At 60.3% G+C, this 13,426-nt stretch carries 13 protein-coding genes; 9 read left to right on the top strand and 4 right to left on the bottom strand.

Going from position 1 to position 13,426, the window contains the following annotated elements:
* Nucleotides 1-7 precede the first annotated feature (7 nt).
* Nucleotides 8-1,369 carry an NAD(P)H-quinone dehydrogenase gene (locus tag JJE47_11185; protein MBK5267984.1) on the top strand — a complete coding sequence of 454 codons (1,362 nt, stop codon included), beginning with the start codon at nucleotides 8-10 and terminating at the stop codon, nucleotides 1,367-1,369.
* A gap of 25 nt (nucleotides 1,370-1,394) precedes the next feature.
* On the opposite strand, the gene JJE47_11180 is transcribed toward JJE47_11185, so the two are convergent.
* Both JJE47_11180 and JJE47_11175 read right to left on the bottom strand, forming a co-directional pair.
* Nucleotides 1,395-3,143 carry an ATP-grasp domain-containing protein gene (locus JJE47_11180; GenBank protein ID MBK5267983.1) on the bottom strand — a complete coding sequence of 583 codons (1,749 nt, stop codon included), beginning with the start codon at nucleotides 3,141-3,143 and terminating at the stop codon, nucleotides 1,395-1,397.
* Complete coding sequence (locus JJE47_11175) at nucleotides 3,140-4,657, bottom strand: acyl-CoA carboxylase subunit beta (GenBank protein ID MBK5267982.1); 1,518 nt, start codon at nucleotides 4,655-4,657, stop codon at nucleotides 3,140-3,142. The genes JJE47_11180 and JJE47_11175 overlap by 4 nt, the downstream gene beginning before the upstream one ends.
* Nucleotides 4,658-4,747: 90 nt before the next feature.
* Between JJE47_11175 and JJE47_11170 the strand changes: the two genes are divergently transcribed.
* Genes JJE47_11170 through JJE47_11140 form a run of 7 tightly spaced genes read left to right on the top strand, consistent with a single transcriptional unit; the run spans nucleotide 4,748 to nucleotide 11,424 of the window.
* On the top strand, nucleotides 4,748-5,419 hold the full coding sequence (locus JJE47_11170) for a biotin--[acetyl-CoA-carboxylase] ligase (protein MBK5267981.1): 672 nt from the start codon (nucleotides 4,748-4,750) through the stop codon (nucleotides 5,417-5,419).
* A 59-nt stretch (nucleotides 5,420-5,478) separates the two neighbouring features.
* Nucleotides 5,479-6,234 (top strand): dienelactone hydrolase family protein, encoded by a 756-nt coding sequence (locus JJE47_11165; GenBank protein ID MBK5267980.1) that lies wholly within the window; start codon nucleotides 5,479-5,481, stop codon nucleotides 6,232-6,234.
* Nucleotides 6,235-6,279: 45 nt separating this feature from the next.
* Nucleotides 6,280-7,575, top strand: a complete 1,296-nt coding sequence (locus tag JJE47_11160; GenBank protein ID MBK5267979.1) for an LCP family protein — start codon at nucleotides 6,280-6,282, stop codon at nucleotides 7,573-7,575.
* A 27-nt stretch (nucleotides 7,576-7,602) separates the two neighbouring features.
* Nucleotides 7,603-8,853 (top strand): UDP-glucose/GDP-mannose dehydrogenase family protein, encoded by a 1,251-nt coding sequence (locus JJE47_11155; protein MBK5267978.1) that lies wholly within the window; start codon nucleotides 7,603-7,605, stop codon nucleotides 8,851-8,853.
* The gene (locus tag JJE47_11150; GenBank protein ID MBK5267977.1) at nucleotides 8,850-9,785 is read left to right on the top strand and encodes an NAD-dependent epimerase/dehydratase family protein; all 936 of its coding nucleotides are present in this window, start codon (nucleotides 8,850-8,852) and stop codon (nucleotides 9,783-9,785) included. Before JJE47_11155 ends, JJE47_11150 begins: the two co-directional genes overlap by 4 nt.
* Nucleotides 9,782-10,498 carry a glycosyltransferase family 2 protein gene (locus JJE47_11145; GenBank protein ID MBK5267976.1) on the top strand — a complete coding sequence of 239 codons (717 nt, stop codon included), beginning with the start codon at nucleotides 9,782-9,784 and terminating at the stop codon, nucleotides 10,496-10,498. The genes JJE47_11150 and JJE47_11145 overlap by 4 nt, the downstream gene beginning before the upstream one ends.
* On the top strand, nucleotides 10,495-11,424 hold the full coding sequence (locus tag JJE47_11140; protein MBK5267975.1) for an NAD-dependent epimerase/dehydratase family protein: 930 nt from the start codon (nucleotides 10,495-10,497) through the stop codon (nucleotides 11,422-11,424). The genes JJE47_11145 and JJE47_11140 overlap by 4 nt, the downstream gene beginning before the upstream one ends.
* Here the strand turns inward: JJE47_11140 and cofE are convergent.
* The gene (gene cofE, locus JJE47_11135) at nucleotides 11,421-12,125 is read right to left on the bottom strand and encodes a coenzyme F420-0:L-glutamate ligase (GenBank protein ID MBK5267974.1); all 705 of its coding nucleotides are present in this window, start codon (nucleotides 12,123-12,125) and stop codon (nucleotides 11,421-11,423) included. The genes JJE47_11140 and cofE overlap by 4 nt on opposite strands.
* Nucleotides 12,104-13,021 (bottom strand): YvcK family protein, encoded by a 918-nt coding sequence (locus tag JJE47_11130; GenBank protein ID MBK5267973.1) that lies wholly within the window; start codon nucleotides 13,019-13,021, stop codon nucleotides 12,104-12,106. The genes cofE and JJE47_11130 overlap by 22 nt, the downstream gene beginning before the upstream one ends.
* An 88-nt stretch (nucleotides 13,022-13,109) precedes the next feature.
* Between JJE47_11130 and JJE47_11125 the strand changes: the two genes are divergently transcribed.
* Nucleotides 13,110-13,426: hypothetical protein (locus JJE47_11125; protein ID MBK5267972.1), on the top strand; the 317-nt coding region annotated here is incomplete at its 3' end.

Below are 13,426 nucleotides of genomic sequence, written 5' to 3'. Positions count from 1 at the left end.
AGGATCCGTGGCAGGCGACAATCCCATACGTTTTTTGATCATCGGTGGCGGACCGGCCGGAACGATGGCTGCCACCGTGGCTGCTTCCCTCGGCGCCGAGGTCACTCTGGTTGAGTCGTCGATCATCGGTGGGGCCGCTCACCTCTGGGACTGCATCCCTTCAAAGACCATGGTGGCTTCCTCGATCCGGATGAACTCGATACGTAATGCCGAGAAGCTTGGCTTTGCGGCCGACCAAAGCCCGGTCGATCTCCGGCGCCTGTCTGCTCGCATGGATCGTATCGCCACGGACCTGTCCGAGAACACATCTGAAGTTCTCGAAGACCAAGGAGTGAGACTCATTCATGGCCGGGGACGTTTCACCGGTCCAAACTCGGCTATCGCCAGCACGGACGACGGCGAAATCGAGCTCGCCTTCGACATCGCTCTTATTTCCACCGGCTCGGCACCCCGGGTACCGGACTGGGCGACCGTCGATGGAAAACGAATACTGACGACTCGCGACGCCTATCACCTTGGCGATATCCCTGAGCATATGATCGTCGTCGGATCCGGGGTAACCGGGGTGGAGTTCGTGAGCATTTTTGCATCCATGGGCGCCAAGGTGAGCCTTTTGGTGAGCCGCCAGCAAGTGCTGCCCTACCGCGACGCCGAAGTGGCCGCCGCCCTCGAGGAGGACTTCCTCGAGCGCGGGGTTCGGCTCCTCAAAGGTGCCAGAGCCATCGCAGCCGAAGTTTCCGATTCGGGCGTTGTGATCACCGCCGATGACGGTCGGACGGTGGCTGGTTCACACGCACTTCTGGCGATCGGTAGCGTCCCGCTGACCAGCGGGCTTGACCTCGCGGCGGCCGGGGTTGAAACCGATCATGGGTATGTCCCTGTCGACGAGTTCCAGAGAACCAACGTTCCTCACATTTACGCGGCTGGAGATGTCACCGGGAAGTTGCCTTTATCGTCGGTTGCGTCGATGCAGGGGCGAAAACTCGCCAAGCACGCCCTCGGGTTTCAGGTCAAACCGATCGATTACTCGAAGGTAGCTCAAGCTATCTTTGCGGAGCCGGAGATTGCCTCCGTCGGTCTCGAGGAGGCGGATGTCGCGGCGGCCGGCCGGCGGATAAGGAGCACGAAGGTGCCCTTTGCGTCGAACAGCCGATCCGTCATTCAGGGGCAGGAACGCGGGTTCGTAAAGCTCTATTCCGACCCGGCTACGCATGAAGTCCTCGGTGGGACCATCGTTGGTCACCGGGCATCGGAGCTGATTGGAATCCTGGCACTGGCGGTGCAAGGTCGGCTGCATGTCGAGACGCTCGTCGAGACGTTGATGGTTCATCCGTCGCTATCGGAAAGCCTCACCGAGGCGGCGGACTGAGCGTCGCCAGGCGAACCCTGATGCCCTACCGGACGATGGCGATAACCTGGCCGGGGGTAACGGTGTCTCCGGCTTGAGCTCGTAGCTCAACGACTTCTCCCGAGATCGGCGACTTGACCTCGTTCTCCATTTTCATGGCTTCCAGCACACAGATGGTGGCGCCCTCATGGACCCGATCACCGGCCGCCACACTGACTTTTACGATTGTGCCTTGCATAGGAGCCGCAATGACTCCGGCGTCAATAGACGTGTTGCCTTCGGATCGGGTCAGTTTGGGTGATCGTCGACGCGCCGAGGGCCGCCGATCAGAACTGGCGATCCGGGCCTCGGGGGCCCAGAAGGTAACGTCGAATCTGCGACCGCCCACCTCCACAGTCATCGTGCGCTGGCTCGTCGCCTCTTCTGAGGGCAACGTTCCGGAAACGGTTTGCCTGCCAGAGAAGTTGAGTTCTTGCTCGACGAATTTGGTGGTGTGTTTGCCTGCAATGAACGTGGGATGGTCCAGGATTTGGCGATGGGCCGGAATCGTCGTAGCTAGGCCACTGATGGTGTATTCGGACAGGACCCCCCGCGCCCTGGCAAGAGCCTCGTCGCGGGTCGCCCCCCAGACGATAAGTTTTGCGATGAGGTTGTCGTAATACTGAGTGACCCGGGTGCCGGCCGTGACCCATCCATCAACCCTGACACCAAAACCGGCCGGTTCCCGATATTCAACGATCTGACCCGGGCTCGGCAAGAACCCGGCGGCCGGGTCCTCTGCATTGATCCGAAACTCGATGGCGTGGCCACGGGGGGTGATCTCTCCGATGTCGAGGCTTTCGCCTGACGCAATCCGAAGTTGAGCGTGAACCATGTCGATGCCGGTAACGGCTTCGGTCACCGTGTGCTCGACCTGCAACCGGGTGTTCATTTCCAGAAAGTAGAGCGAGCCGTCTTCATCCATGAGGAATTCCACGGTTCCGGCGTTCCGGTAGTCGCAGGCGTCGGCGACCAGTCGAGCGGCGGTGGCCAATTCGGTCCGCTGGGCATCGGTCATACCGAACGCAGGCGTTTCCTCGATGAGTTTCTGATGACGACGCTGCACCGAGCAATCACGCTCGCCGAGAAAATGAGTGATGCCGTCTGCGTCGGTCAGGATCTGGGCTTCGATGTGCCGGGGCCGCGCCAGGTATTTTTCGACATACACGGCGGGATCTCCGAAGTAGGCGTCGGCTTCCCGCCGGGCCCCGTCGAACGCCTCTTCGAGTTGTTCGGCCGATTGCACGACACGGAGACCTTTTCCGCCCCCGCCATGGGCCGCTTTGATAGCCACCGGATAGCCAAACTCGGCGGCCGCCGCCGCGGCGTCATCGACTGACGTGAGTGGTTCGAGTGTGCCAGGAACCGACTTGACGCCGGCCGCCGCCACGGCCATGCGTGAAGCGATCTTGTCACCCATTGTCTTGATTGCGGAAGGAGGCGGTCCAACCCAGATGAGCCCGGCATCAAGAACTGCCTGAGCAAATTCGCCGTTCTCGGAGAGGAACCCGTATCCCGGATGAATGCCAGCCGCATTCGATTCTTTGGCAACCCGCAGGATCTGCGGGCCGTTCAGATACGACTCAGCGGCCGGTGCCGGTCCGATTGCCCAGGCTTCATCGGCGAGTTGCACGTGCGGAGCATCTCGATCCAGGTCCGAATAGACGGCAATCGTGCGCACGCCGAGGTCCCTGGCGCTGCGGATTACTCGGACGGCGATTTCGCCGCGATTGGCGACCAGGACGGATTCGATCACAGTGGAATGTTCCCATGCTTTTTCGGGGGCAGTGTTTGGCGCTTGTTTCTGAGCATATCGAGCGCTCTGATCAGTCGGACTCTTGTGTCGCGTGGTTCGATCACATCGTCGACCAATCCGAGCTCTGCGGCTCTATACGGATTGTTGAAGGTGTGCTCGTACTCATCGATGAGTTCCTTACGTCGCACCTCAAGATCTTTTGCCTCGCTCAGGGTCTTGCGATGAATGATGTTAACGGCTCCGGGGGCGCCCATGACCGCGATTTGAGCTGACGGCCATGCATACACCATGTCGGCACCGATGCCGCGAGCATTCATGACGAGGTACGCCCCGCCGTATGACTTGCGAGTAATGATCGTGATGCGAGGAACGGTTGCCTCACAATACGCATACAGCAGCTTTGCTCCATGGCGAATGATGCCGCCGTGTTCTTGTTCGACGCCTGGCATGAATCCGGGCACGTCCACGAACGTCACGAGCGGAATGTTGAATGCGTCGCAGAACCGAACAAATCGGGCGCTTTTCTCAGACGCGCTGATATCGAGCGTTCCCGCCATGGTGTTTGGTTGGTTGCCGACCACGCCGACGGTGTAGCCGTCGAGCCTGGCCAGGCCGGTGACGATGTTCCTGGCGAACAATTCATGGACCTGATAGAACTCGCCGTCGTCGACTACTGCTTCGATGAGGTCGACCATGTTGTATGGCTGATTGGGAGAATCGGGAATGATCGCGTCGAGGAGATCGATCGTCCGATCCGGCGAGTCGCCAGGAGCGAAGAACGGCGGAACCTCCATGTTGTTTTGCGGCAGGAAACTGACGAGGTAGCGAACCTCATCGAGTGCTTCCTCCTCAGACGCGCAAACGAAGTGCGTCACACCCGAAATGGAGGCGTGGGCATGGGCGCCTCCGAGTTCTTCCATGGAGACATCCTCGCCCGTAACCGTCTTGATCACTTCAGGTCCGGTGATGAACAGATGGGAAGTTCCTTCGACCTGGAAAATGAAGTCGGTGATGGCTGGCGAGTAGACCGCTCCGCCGGCGCATGGGCCCATGATGACGGAGATCTGCGGAATGACCCCGGAGGCGCGGACGTTTTTGAAAAATATCCGGCCATAGCCGTCGAGCGCGTCGACGCCTTCCTGGATCCTGGCTCCGCCCGAATCCTTGAGGCCGATGACCGGGGCACCCACCTCCATGGCCATGTCGAGAACCTTGCAGATCTTCTCGGAGACTGCCTGACCGAGCGAACCACCGAATACGGTGAAGTCCTCGGCAAACACGAAAACTGTCCGTCCGTCGATCGTTCCCCATCCGGTGATGACCGCATCGCCGGGTGGACGCTGATCTTCGAGCCCGAACCCGGATGCCTGATGGCGCACGAACATGTCGATCTCTTCGAATGAGCCTTTGTCGAGCAAGAGTCCTAGGCGCTCGCGGGCGGTTAGTTTGCCCTGGTCATGCTGGCGGTCAACGGCGCGCTGGCTGCCCGAGTGCTGGGCTTGTTCGCGCAACATCCGGAGTCGCTCGATGTGTTGTTCGGTGCCCAACGCTAACTCCCGGGGTTTAGGGTTCTGTTCACTCACTTCGACTCGCGAGGTCTCTGGTTGGATACACCCTACGTTTTCGAATGGATTGAGGAAACTACCTCGACTCAAGATGAGGCGCGTCGTCTCTTCGACGGATCACCCGTGGTGATTGCTGCGGCTCGCCAAACTCGTGGCCGGGGGCGGAATGATCGGACGTGGGAGAACGCGCCGCGTGCCATTGCGGTTTCCGTCTGTTGGGCGCCAGGGTGGGAGCCATCGACATTCGGACGGCTCCCGCTGGTGGCGGGGTTGGCGGCGACCGATGTGATTGACGCCAGGCTGAAGTGGCCCAATGACCTGGTGAATGCCGCCGGGCACAAAGTCGGAGGCATTTTGGCTGAAGCAGTTGGACCGGTTGTCACGATCGGGTTCGGGCTGAACCTCTATTGGCCAGAACCTCCTGATGGATATGGAGCCGTCTATAGGGAGGATCCCGGTCGATGTGAGAGCCTGGCCGCCGCATTTGGGTCCCAACTCTTGATGAGGGCTGATGCGGGGAGCGAGCACTGGGATCGGGCGGCATACCTGGAGCGCTGTGTGACGATCGACAACCTCATTACCTGGAGACCGGGTGGTGCCGGCCGAGCGGTCGGTGTTGGCCAGGGTGGCGAACTCATGGTTGAAACCAGCGATGGTATTCGATCGCTCGTGACGGGTGAGGTCTGGGAGGTCCGCTCCAGCCCGTCATAGGTTGGATGGTGTCCCCGATTCGACCGACTACTCTTCCCGATGCACACCAAGGAGACGGCGTGGCGGTTCTTCCTCATGAGGGCACCTACAACATCCTGTTTCATTCCTATGCCATCCCGGTCGGGAGCGGGTTCAGAAGCGGGTACCTGGCGCGCCCCGACCAGGTCGGAAAATACCCGGCAGTAATTGTCCTTCCCGGCATTTTCGGTCTGCAGTCTTTCGAGAAGGATTGGGTCCGTCAACTGGCCCGTCACGGGTTTGTGGCAATCTCGTTTGACCCGTACCCATCGCCACTGCCATCAGAATCAACCCTCGACGAAGCGGTGTCGGCGTACAGTGCCCTGGACGATCGCAGAGCTCTCACGGACATCGATCGAGCCATCGATTTCGCGGTCGGAGGCGCTTCTGATTTTACGGTCAGCGGACCGGTCGGCATGGTCGGAGTTGACACGGGTGGGCGTTTTGGACTCCTGTATGCCGCTGATCGACATCGTCTCGCCGGCCTGGTTGTCATTCATGCCCCGTTGGCCGGGGATGAGCAGAGAATGCTTACAGTCAGGGATGCCCTTGAGCGGATTCTGATCCCGGTGCTCGGCCTGTATGGCGCCAACGACGAACACATTCCCTCCGAAGGTGTCGACGTCGCCGCCGACCTCAACCCGTCGGGACAATGGATTGTCTACGAGGCGGCCGGACACGGCTTCATGGATCCCGACTCCGATTCGTTTCAGTCGGGCGCGGCTTCTGATGCCTCTTCACGTATACCGAAGTTCCTGTCCGCCAGCCTCCCGCATCCCGAACCTAGTGACTACTGATGAGTGTGGGACCACACGTCGCTTCCGTCGATAGCCTGAACTGTCATGGCTAAGAAGCCCGACAAATGGATCTGGGTCAAGCGAAGTGTCATCACGACTCTGATCCTTGCAAACCTCATGGTTGGGTACGCGCTGTGGCAGGTCAATCAGGTGTCGGATCAGCTGGCGAACTTCACCACCGTGCCGCAGCTCGACGAAATACTGACCGAATCTCCAGCCGACCCGGGTGACCCGATCACGTTTTTGATGCTCGGGTCGGACTCCCGCGAGAATTTGCCGGACGATTGGGGCGGTGACTTCGGAGATTTCAAGGGCCAACGCGCCGACGTCATCATGCTCGTCAGGGCGTTCCCTGATTCCGGTTCGGTCCAGCTTCTCAGCCTCCCTCGTGACCTACGCGTAGATGTCGACGGGTACGGGGTTCAGAAGGTGAACGCCGCCTATGCATTCGGTGGCGCGTCACTCATGCTGTCGACGGTTCAGGCAGAGCTGGGGATCCCGATCCACCACTATGTCGAGATCGACTTTGTCGGTTTTGCCGGTCTCGTCGACAAGCTTGGCGGGCTGACCGTCACCTTCCCGTATCCGGCCCGCGACCTGAAGAGCAAACTCTCGGTTGAGGCGGGAACACAGAATCTCGACGGGCGGATGGCCTTGGCGTACGCCCGGTCACGGTCTTATCAGGAATTACGCGATGGACAGTGGGTCAGCGCAGACGCCAATGATATCGGCAGGACCAAACGACAACAGCAGTTGCTTGGGGGGATTCTCGGTCAGCTCAAGAAGCCGTCAAATGTCGTAGGCGTTCAGTCTCTCGTCGCCGAGCTAGCCCAGTTCATGGTGGTCGATCCGAACTTCAGCGAGCTGGATCTCGTCTCACTCGCCTTCGCTTTTCGGACCTTTGGGACCGACAACATTTCGGCGGCCACTCTGCCAACCCACACCGAGATCATCGACGGGCTCTATTACGAGATCCGCGATGAGCCGGCTGCAACCGACGCCCTATCGGCCTTCGAGCAAGTGACCCCCCAGGCGGCCGAAGCGATTCCGACCACGACCATGCCCCAGATTCTGACCATTGAAGTGGCCAACGGCAACGGCACCCTTGGAGCAGCTACTCGCTGGGCGGGCGCCCTCGCCGATATGGGCTTTGAGGTGGTGTCGGTCGTTGACTATGACACGTTCGCTGTCCCCGTTACCCAGATTGTGAGCCCGATTGGATCGGGGTACGGAGAACTCGTCTTTCAACGGCTCGGGTTCGGAGAAGTTGTCGAAGGGACCCCTGGCACCTCCGATGTCCTCATCATCCTCGGAGCCGACTCGCTCAATCAACCCGGCTAACTTGGTTCGGACACTCAGGGGGTGCTGATGCGAGTAGCCGTGATCGGAGCAGGATACGTGGGTCTGGTACAGGCCGTCGGTCTCGCTCACCTCGGTAACCAGGTGACCCTCGCAGAACGGGATCCGGCCCGCGTTGTCGAGATTCAGGAGGGTCGATCTCCGATCTTCGAGCCGGGGCTCCCCGAACTCTTGAGCGCCACCCTCGCCGACGGGTCGCTGCTCGTTACCGATTCGAATCAGGAGGCCGTCAAGGACGCTCAGATTGTGTTTCTGGCACTGCCGACCCCCCAGGGCGATGACGGGGAGGCCGACGTGTCGGCGATTTATTCCGTTGCCGACGAACTCGCCGCCGTTTTGCCGCAGGACTGCTTGGTCGTCACCAAATCAACGGTGCCTGTCGGGACCAATCTGGAAGTCGGAATCAGGACCGGACGGCCCGTGGCGTCGAACCCCGAGTTTCTGCGCGAGGGGAGTGCGGTGACGGATTTCATGAAGCCCGACCGTATCGTCATTGGTACCGATGATCGACGCAACGTCGATCAGTTGATCGAACTGTATCGATCGATCGACGCCCCAATCCTGGTGACCGACCTCACTTCGGCCGAGGTCATCAAGTACGCAGCCAATGGCTATTTGGCCGCCAGGGTCACCTATGCGAATGCAATGGCCAATGTGTGCGAGGCGGTAGGGGCCGATGTGCGCGACGTCTTGCTCGGGATTGGCTACGACCACCGCATCGGGTTCTCGTTCATGCGTCCCGGTCCCGGGTTTGGTGGTTCATGCTTTCCCAAGGACACCCGAGCGCTCGTTCGTTTGGCAGCGGACGCCGGCTACGACTTTTCGCTCATGTCTGGCGTGATTGCAACCAATGAAGAACAATTCGCCAGAACGGTTACGAAAGTCCGGGATGCGGCCGGCGGCAACCTCTCTGGAGCGAGAGTGGCGGTGTGGGGATTGGCGTTCAAGGCCGGGACCGATGACATCCGAGAGAGTCCCGCCATTCGAGTAATCAACCAGTTGATGGAAGCCGGGGCTGACGTCATCGCGTTTGATCCCCAGGCGTCCGTGCCGGGTATCCCCGAAGGGGGTGATGCTATGTCGACCATCAAGGGGGCTGACGTTTTACTCATCGCTACCGAATGGCCTGAGTTCCAGCGCCATGACCTGCGGGCCGTCGCCGCCCAAATGCGTGGCTCGGCCATTGTCGACGCCCGTAACCTTCTGGATCCGGTTGCAGTGAGAGCAGTCGGACTCTCGTACGTCGGGGTGGGTCGGTGACGGTCGGTTTGGAACCTGGACGGGCGCTGGTTACCGGTGGGGCGGGCTTCCTGGGCTGCCATTTGGTAAGGCGCCTCAATGCGGATGGCTGGGACGTCACGGTGCTCGATGATTTCTCGTCTCCATCGCCCGCCGCAGCCGGCCTTCCCGCCACCGTGGTGGAAGGGTCTGTAGTGTCACCGCCATTGCTGGGGCAGCCGTTCCAATTGATCTGCCATTTGGCCTCGCCGGCGTCTCCACCCCGGTATCTGTTGGATCCGGTCGGGACGCTACGCACGGCAGCCGAAGGGACTCGACAGATGCTTGATCTGGCCGCCGAATCGGGTGCCCACTTTCTGTTTACGTCAACGTCTGAGGTCTACGGTGATCCCGAAGTTCATCCTCAGGCCGAGAGCTACCCGGGCTCTGTCGACGTTCGGGGACCGCGCGCTTGCTACGACGAGGGCAAACGATATGCCGAAGCTCTCGTCTATGCCTACCGGAGATCGGGACGGCATACGAGATCGTCCGTGGTTCGGCTCTTCAACACCTATGGACCGGGAATGAATCCTGAAGACGGCCGTGTCGTGACCGCGTTCATCTCGGCGGCGTTGGCGGGCAAGCCGTTGCCGCTATTCGGCGACGGATCCCAGACTCGGTCGTTTTGTTACGTCGACGACGTTGTCGATTGTTTGAAGATCATTGTCGACCGACAATTACCCGGACCCTTGAACCTCGGAAATGATGTCGAGATCAGCATGCTTGAATTGGCCGATGCCGTGCAAGAATTGCTCGGCCAGTCAGGACGAATCTTTCTGCCGCTTCCCGATGGTGACCCTAAAGTCCGGAGACCTGACTTGCGTGCTATTCATGATGCGACCGGATGGCGAGCCACCACGGATCTTGCCTTCGGTCTGGAAAGAACCGTCGAGTATCTGAGAGACCAGACATGACCTATTCCAAACTGACGGTAATTATCCCGGTTTTCAACGAGCGGCGTACGATCGCCGAGGCGATCCGGCGCGCTCGCGCGGATCTCCTGCCGGTCGATCGGGAGCTGATCGTCGTTGATGACGGTTCGACCGATGGTACCCAGGAGGTCGTACGTCAGTTGGTGGACTCGACCGTTCGTTTCATCGAGCAGCCGTCCAATCAGGGAAAAGGGGCGGCGGTTCGGAGAGGGATCGAAGCGGCCACCGGCGATGTGTTGGTCATTTACGATGCCGATCTGGAATACGATCCACGTGATTGGGCGGCCATGCTTCGGCCGCTTAACGAGGGATTGGCCAAAGTGGTTTACGGGTCGAGATTCACCGGTGAGCGTCGCAACATGATGTTCTGGCATTGGGTCGGGAATCGTTTCTTGAGCCTGGTGACCAATGTCCTCTACAACACCACGATCTCAGACATGGAGACATGTTCAAAAATGATTGATACAAAAGTGGCTCAGGGTCTGGTTTTGACCTCGAACCGCTTTGACATCGAACCAGAGATTACGGCCAAGCTTCTCCGGTCCGGCCATCGCATCTGGGAAGTTCCGATTACGTACGCTGGTCGCGAAGTCGACGAAGGCAAGAAGATCAGCTGGAAAGACGGCCTCCCGGCGTTGGTCGCCCTGGTGAAATGGCGGTTCGTGCCGAGACGTCATTGGAGCCGGTCAGAATGAGAGCGGTTGTAACAGGCGGAGCCGGGTTTATCGGGTCGCATCTTGTTGACAGGCTCGTCAATGAAGGCGACGAAGTCCTGGTCATTGATGACCTGTCGTCCGGCCATCTCGACAATCTGAAGTCCGCTCGTGAATTCGGCAGCGTGAAAGTCCACACGATGGATATTCTTGATCGTGACCTCGGCGTGGTCCTGGGGCGGTTCCGACCCGACACGGTGTTCCATCTTGCCGCCCAGGCCTCGGTGTCCGTATCCATGGCAGACCCGATGTACGACGCTCAGGTCAATGTACTGGGGACGATTTCGGTGCTCGAGGCCTGCCGCCGATCCGGGGCAGGGAGGATTGTGTTTGCCTCATCGGGAGGTGCTCTTGCCGGGCCTGGTTCGGTAATCCCTACGAAGGAGACGCAGAAGCCTCGTCCGATCTCGCCGTATGGCGTCGCCAAGTTGGCGGCGAGCGAGTATTTGGCCATGTATCAGCGAACCTATGGGCTCGACCATGTGGTGATCGCTCCAGCGAACGTCTACGGACCAAGGCAGAGGGCCCACGCCGAGGGCGGTGTGGTGGCCATCTTCGTTGAGACGTTGCTGGCGGGAAGACCAGGAACCATTTTCGGAGGGGGCGGCCAAACCCGCGATTTTGTCTTTGTGGCAGATGTGGCAGACGCCTTCTTCAGGGCGAGTCGAACCACGAATGTCGGGCGGACGTATCACATCGGTACCGGCACGGAAACGAGTATCTCGGATTTGTATGGCCTCATTGCCAAGGCAACCGGTGGTCCGGCCACACCGATCTTCGAAGCTGCCAAACCGGGAGATATCGAGAGATCGGCTCTTGACGCATCGGCAGCCGTGCGAGGCCTTGATTGGGCCCCATGGACGGCGGTTGTCGAAGGAGTAGCCGAGACGGTTCGCTCGTACCGTTAGCGGAATAGGTCTTCGTCCGGCGGTCGAACGAGGTCGACGGCCCGTCCCTCACCGCGGAGGTTGAGTCCACGCACCACGGCCACGGGAGTGCCGGTCGCCTTGCCCATGACCAGATCCGCGGCCGCAGCGATCTCATCGACGGCGGCTACCTCGGTCACCTCGAGAACCGAACCAAACGTGTCTGAAGTTCCCCGGTAATCGATCAGGGCTGGTAGCCCGGAGATGCCGATGGCCACGTCGGTCAACCCGCGTCTCCAGGGCCGCCCGAACGTGTCCGTGATGATCACTCCGAGCGAAGTGCCGGTCGCCCGTTCAAGGCGGTGCCGGATGCGGTGGGCGCTGGCATCGGGATCCCTCGGGAGGAGAACGACGTTCCCTGGTTCGACGTTCGAACGGTCAACGCCCGCATTGGCGCAGATGAACCCGTGCCTGGTTATCGAAATGATCAGCTCTCCGCGCCGGCGGACGATCCCGGCCGATTCGGTTTCAACAATGGCCTTGCGAGCTTCGTCGGTGGCTGCTGCCAGTACAGATCCCTCAGCCTTGGACACGATTTTGTGAGTGACAACCACGATATCGGCATTCTCGAGGGGACGGGGAAGTGCTGCCAGGATCAGATCGGCGACTTCGTCGCCGGCCTTGACTTCCCCGATGCCGGGCACCCCAAAAATCTCGAGGTTCACAGCACCTCGATCAGCCACTCGGCAAAGTTGACAGAAGCTTCCATGGTTGCCAAGCGGGTGTTGCGGACGTGTACCCTCGCCCCGAGAGCGGTCAGGTGGCCCCGGTCAGTTGCATCTTGCTGGTCGATGACGAGTTCGTTGATGAGCCCACCGTAGGCGGCGAGAACCCCCTCATTGCCCGGCGGCAATCCGAGCGAAACCAGCACACGGTCGGCCGGACCCTTGAGGGCCTTCCCCCCGATCAAGGGACTCACCGCGATCACTCGCGGTCGGTCGATGATGGCATCGGATATACCCGCGACGGCGAGGATCGGCCAGATCGAAAGCGGAGGGTTGCTCGGGCCGATGACGATGGCGTCGGCGTTGGTGATGGCCGAGATCACGCCTGGGGCAGGCGTAGCGAGGTTGGCGCCGGCGAATCTCAGATCGACTACTTCGTCTTCGTGCCCGCGCGTGACGAAGTATTCCCGAAATGACAGCCAGTCACCGTCAGCGGTGAGGATCTCGGTGCGGAGCGAGTCGTCGGTGGCCGGCAGGATGGTCGCTTCGATGCTGAGCACCTCAGCCATTCGTCCGATGATTTCCGAGAGCGGGATCCCGCGATGGAGTTCGATGGTGCGGAACAGCTTGGCGGCGATATCGCGATCGCCGATCCGCATGGCCGTGTTGATCCCGAAGTCCTCAAGTCGGTTCATGACCGCAAATGAGTCGTAGGCAAGTCCGAAGCCGGCCTCTGATTCGGAGCCGACGATGGTGTACATAACGGTGTCGAGATCTGGAGATACTGCCAGTCCGTAATCGGTGTCGTCGTCACCCACGTTTACGACCACGGTGAGGTCGACCCCGGGGGCGCGAGCCAATCCACGCGCAAGTCGCGCCCCTCCGACTCCACCCGATAACATGACGATATTCATGGCGTGGCCTTTGGTTGATTGGTCGGCAATCTAGTCTCCCCACCCGGCCAGATTGCCTAGGCGCGCAGACAACGACACAATGGATCAGATGGCAACAGCAAATCTCACCTCACTCGCGACCGTGGCTGTCGCCGTCTACGCCTCTGATGCGTCGAGGGTTCGTAGCATTCTGAAGACCACGGCGATCGGCGAGGTCGCCGAACGGTTCGTTATCGGTGGCGGAACCCCCAGCCAGCAAGCAGCTACTGAGGCTTCCGCGCACTGGGTGAAGACGACGACTGAGCTCATCGAGCAGTTGACACCGGATATCAGCCACGTGTGGCTGATCCATGACGATGCCGTACCGAGGCCCGATGCCCTTCGGGCCCTCGTCCAGGCCGCCGAACAGATCGATGCTTCGCTGGT

It is taken from the genome of Acidimicrobiia bacterium, assembly GCA_016650365.1.
GTDB lineage: Bacteria > Actinomycetota > Acidimicrobiia > Spongiisociales > JAENVV01 > JAENVV01.
The sequence above is the reverse complement of the archived record's forward strand: the minus strand, read 5'-3'. Positions and strand labels throughout refer to the sequence as shown.

Excerpts from the sequence above, each read along its gene's own strand:
- JJE47_11145 (MBK5267976.1), top strand. The coding sequence starts at position 9,782 with ATGACCTATTCCAAACTGACGGTAATTATCCCGGTTTTCAACGAGCGG.
- JJE47_11160 (MBK5267979.1), top strand. The coding sequence starts at position 6,280 with ATGGCTAAGAAGCCCGACAAATGGATCTGGGTCAAGCGAAGTGTCATC.
- JJE47_11130 (MBK5267973.1), bottom strand. The coding sequence starts at position 13,021 with ATGAATATCGTCATGTTATCGGGTGGAGTCGGAGGGGCGCGACTTGCG.
- JJE47_11140 (MBK5267975.1), top strand. The coding sequence starts at position 10,495 with ATGAGAGCGGTTGTAACAGGCGGAGCCGGGTTTATCGGGTCGCATCTT.
- JJE47_11155 (MBK5267978.1), top strand. The coding sequence starts at position 7,603 with ATGCGAGTAGCCGTGATCGGAGCAGGATACGTGGGTCTGGTACAGGCC.
- JJE47_11175 (MBK5267982.1), bottom strand. The coding sequence starts at position 4,657 with ATGTTGCGCGAACAAGCCCAGCACTCGGGCAGCCAGCGCGCCGTTGAC.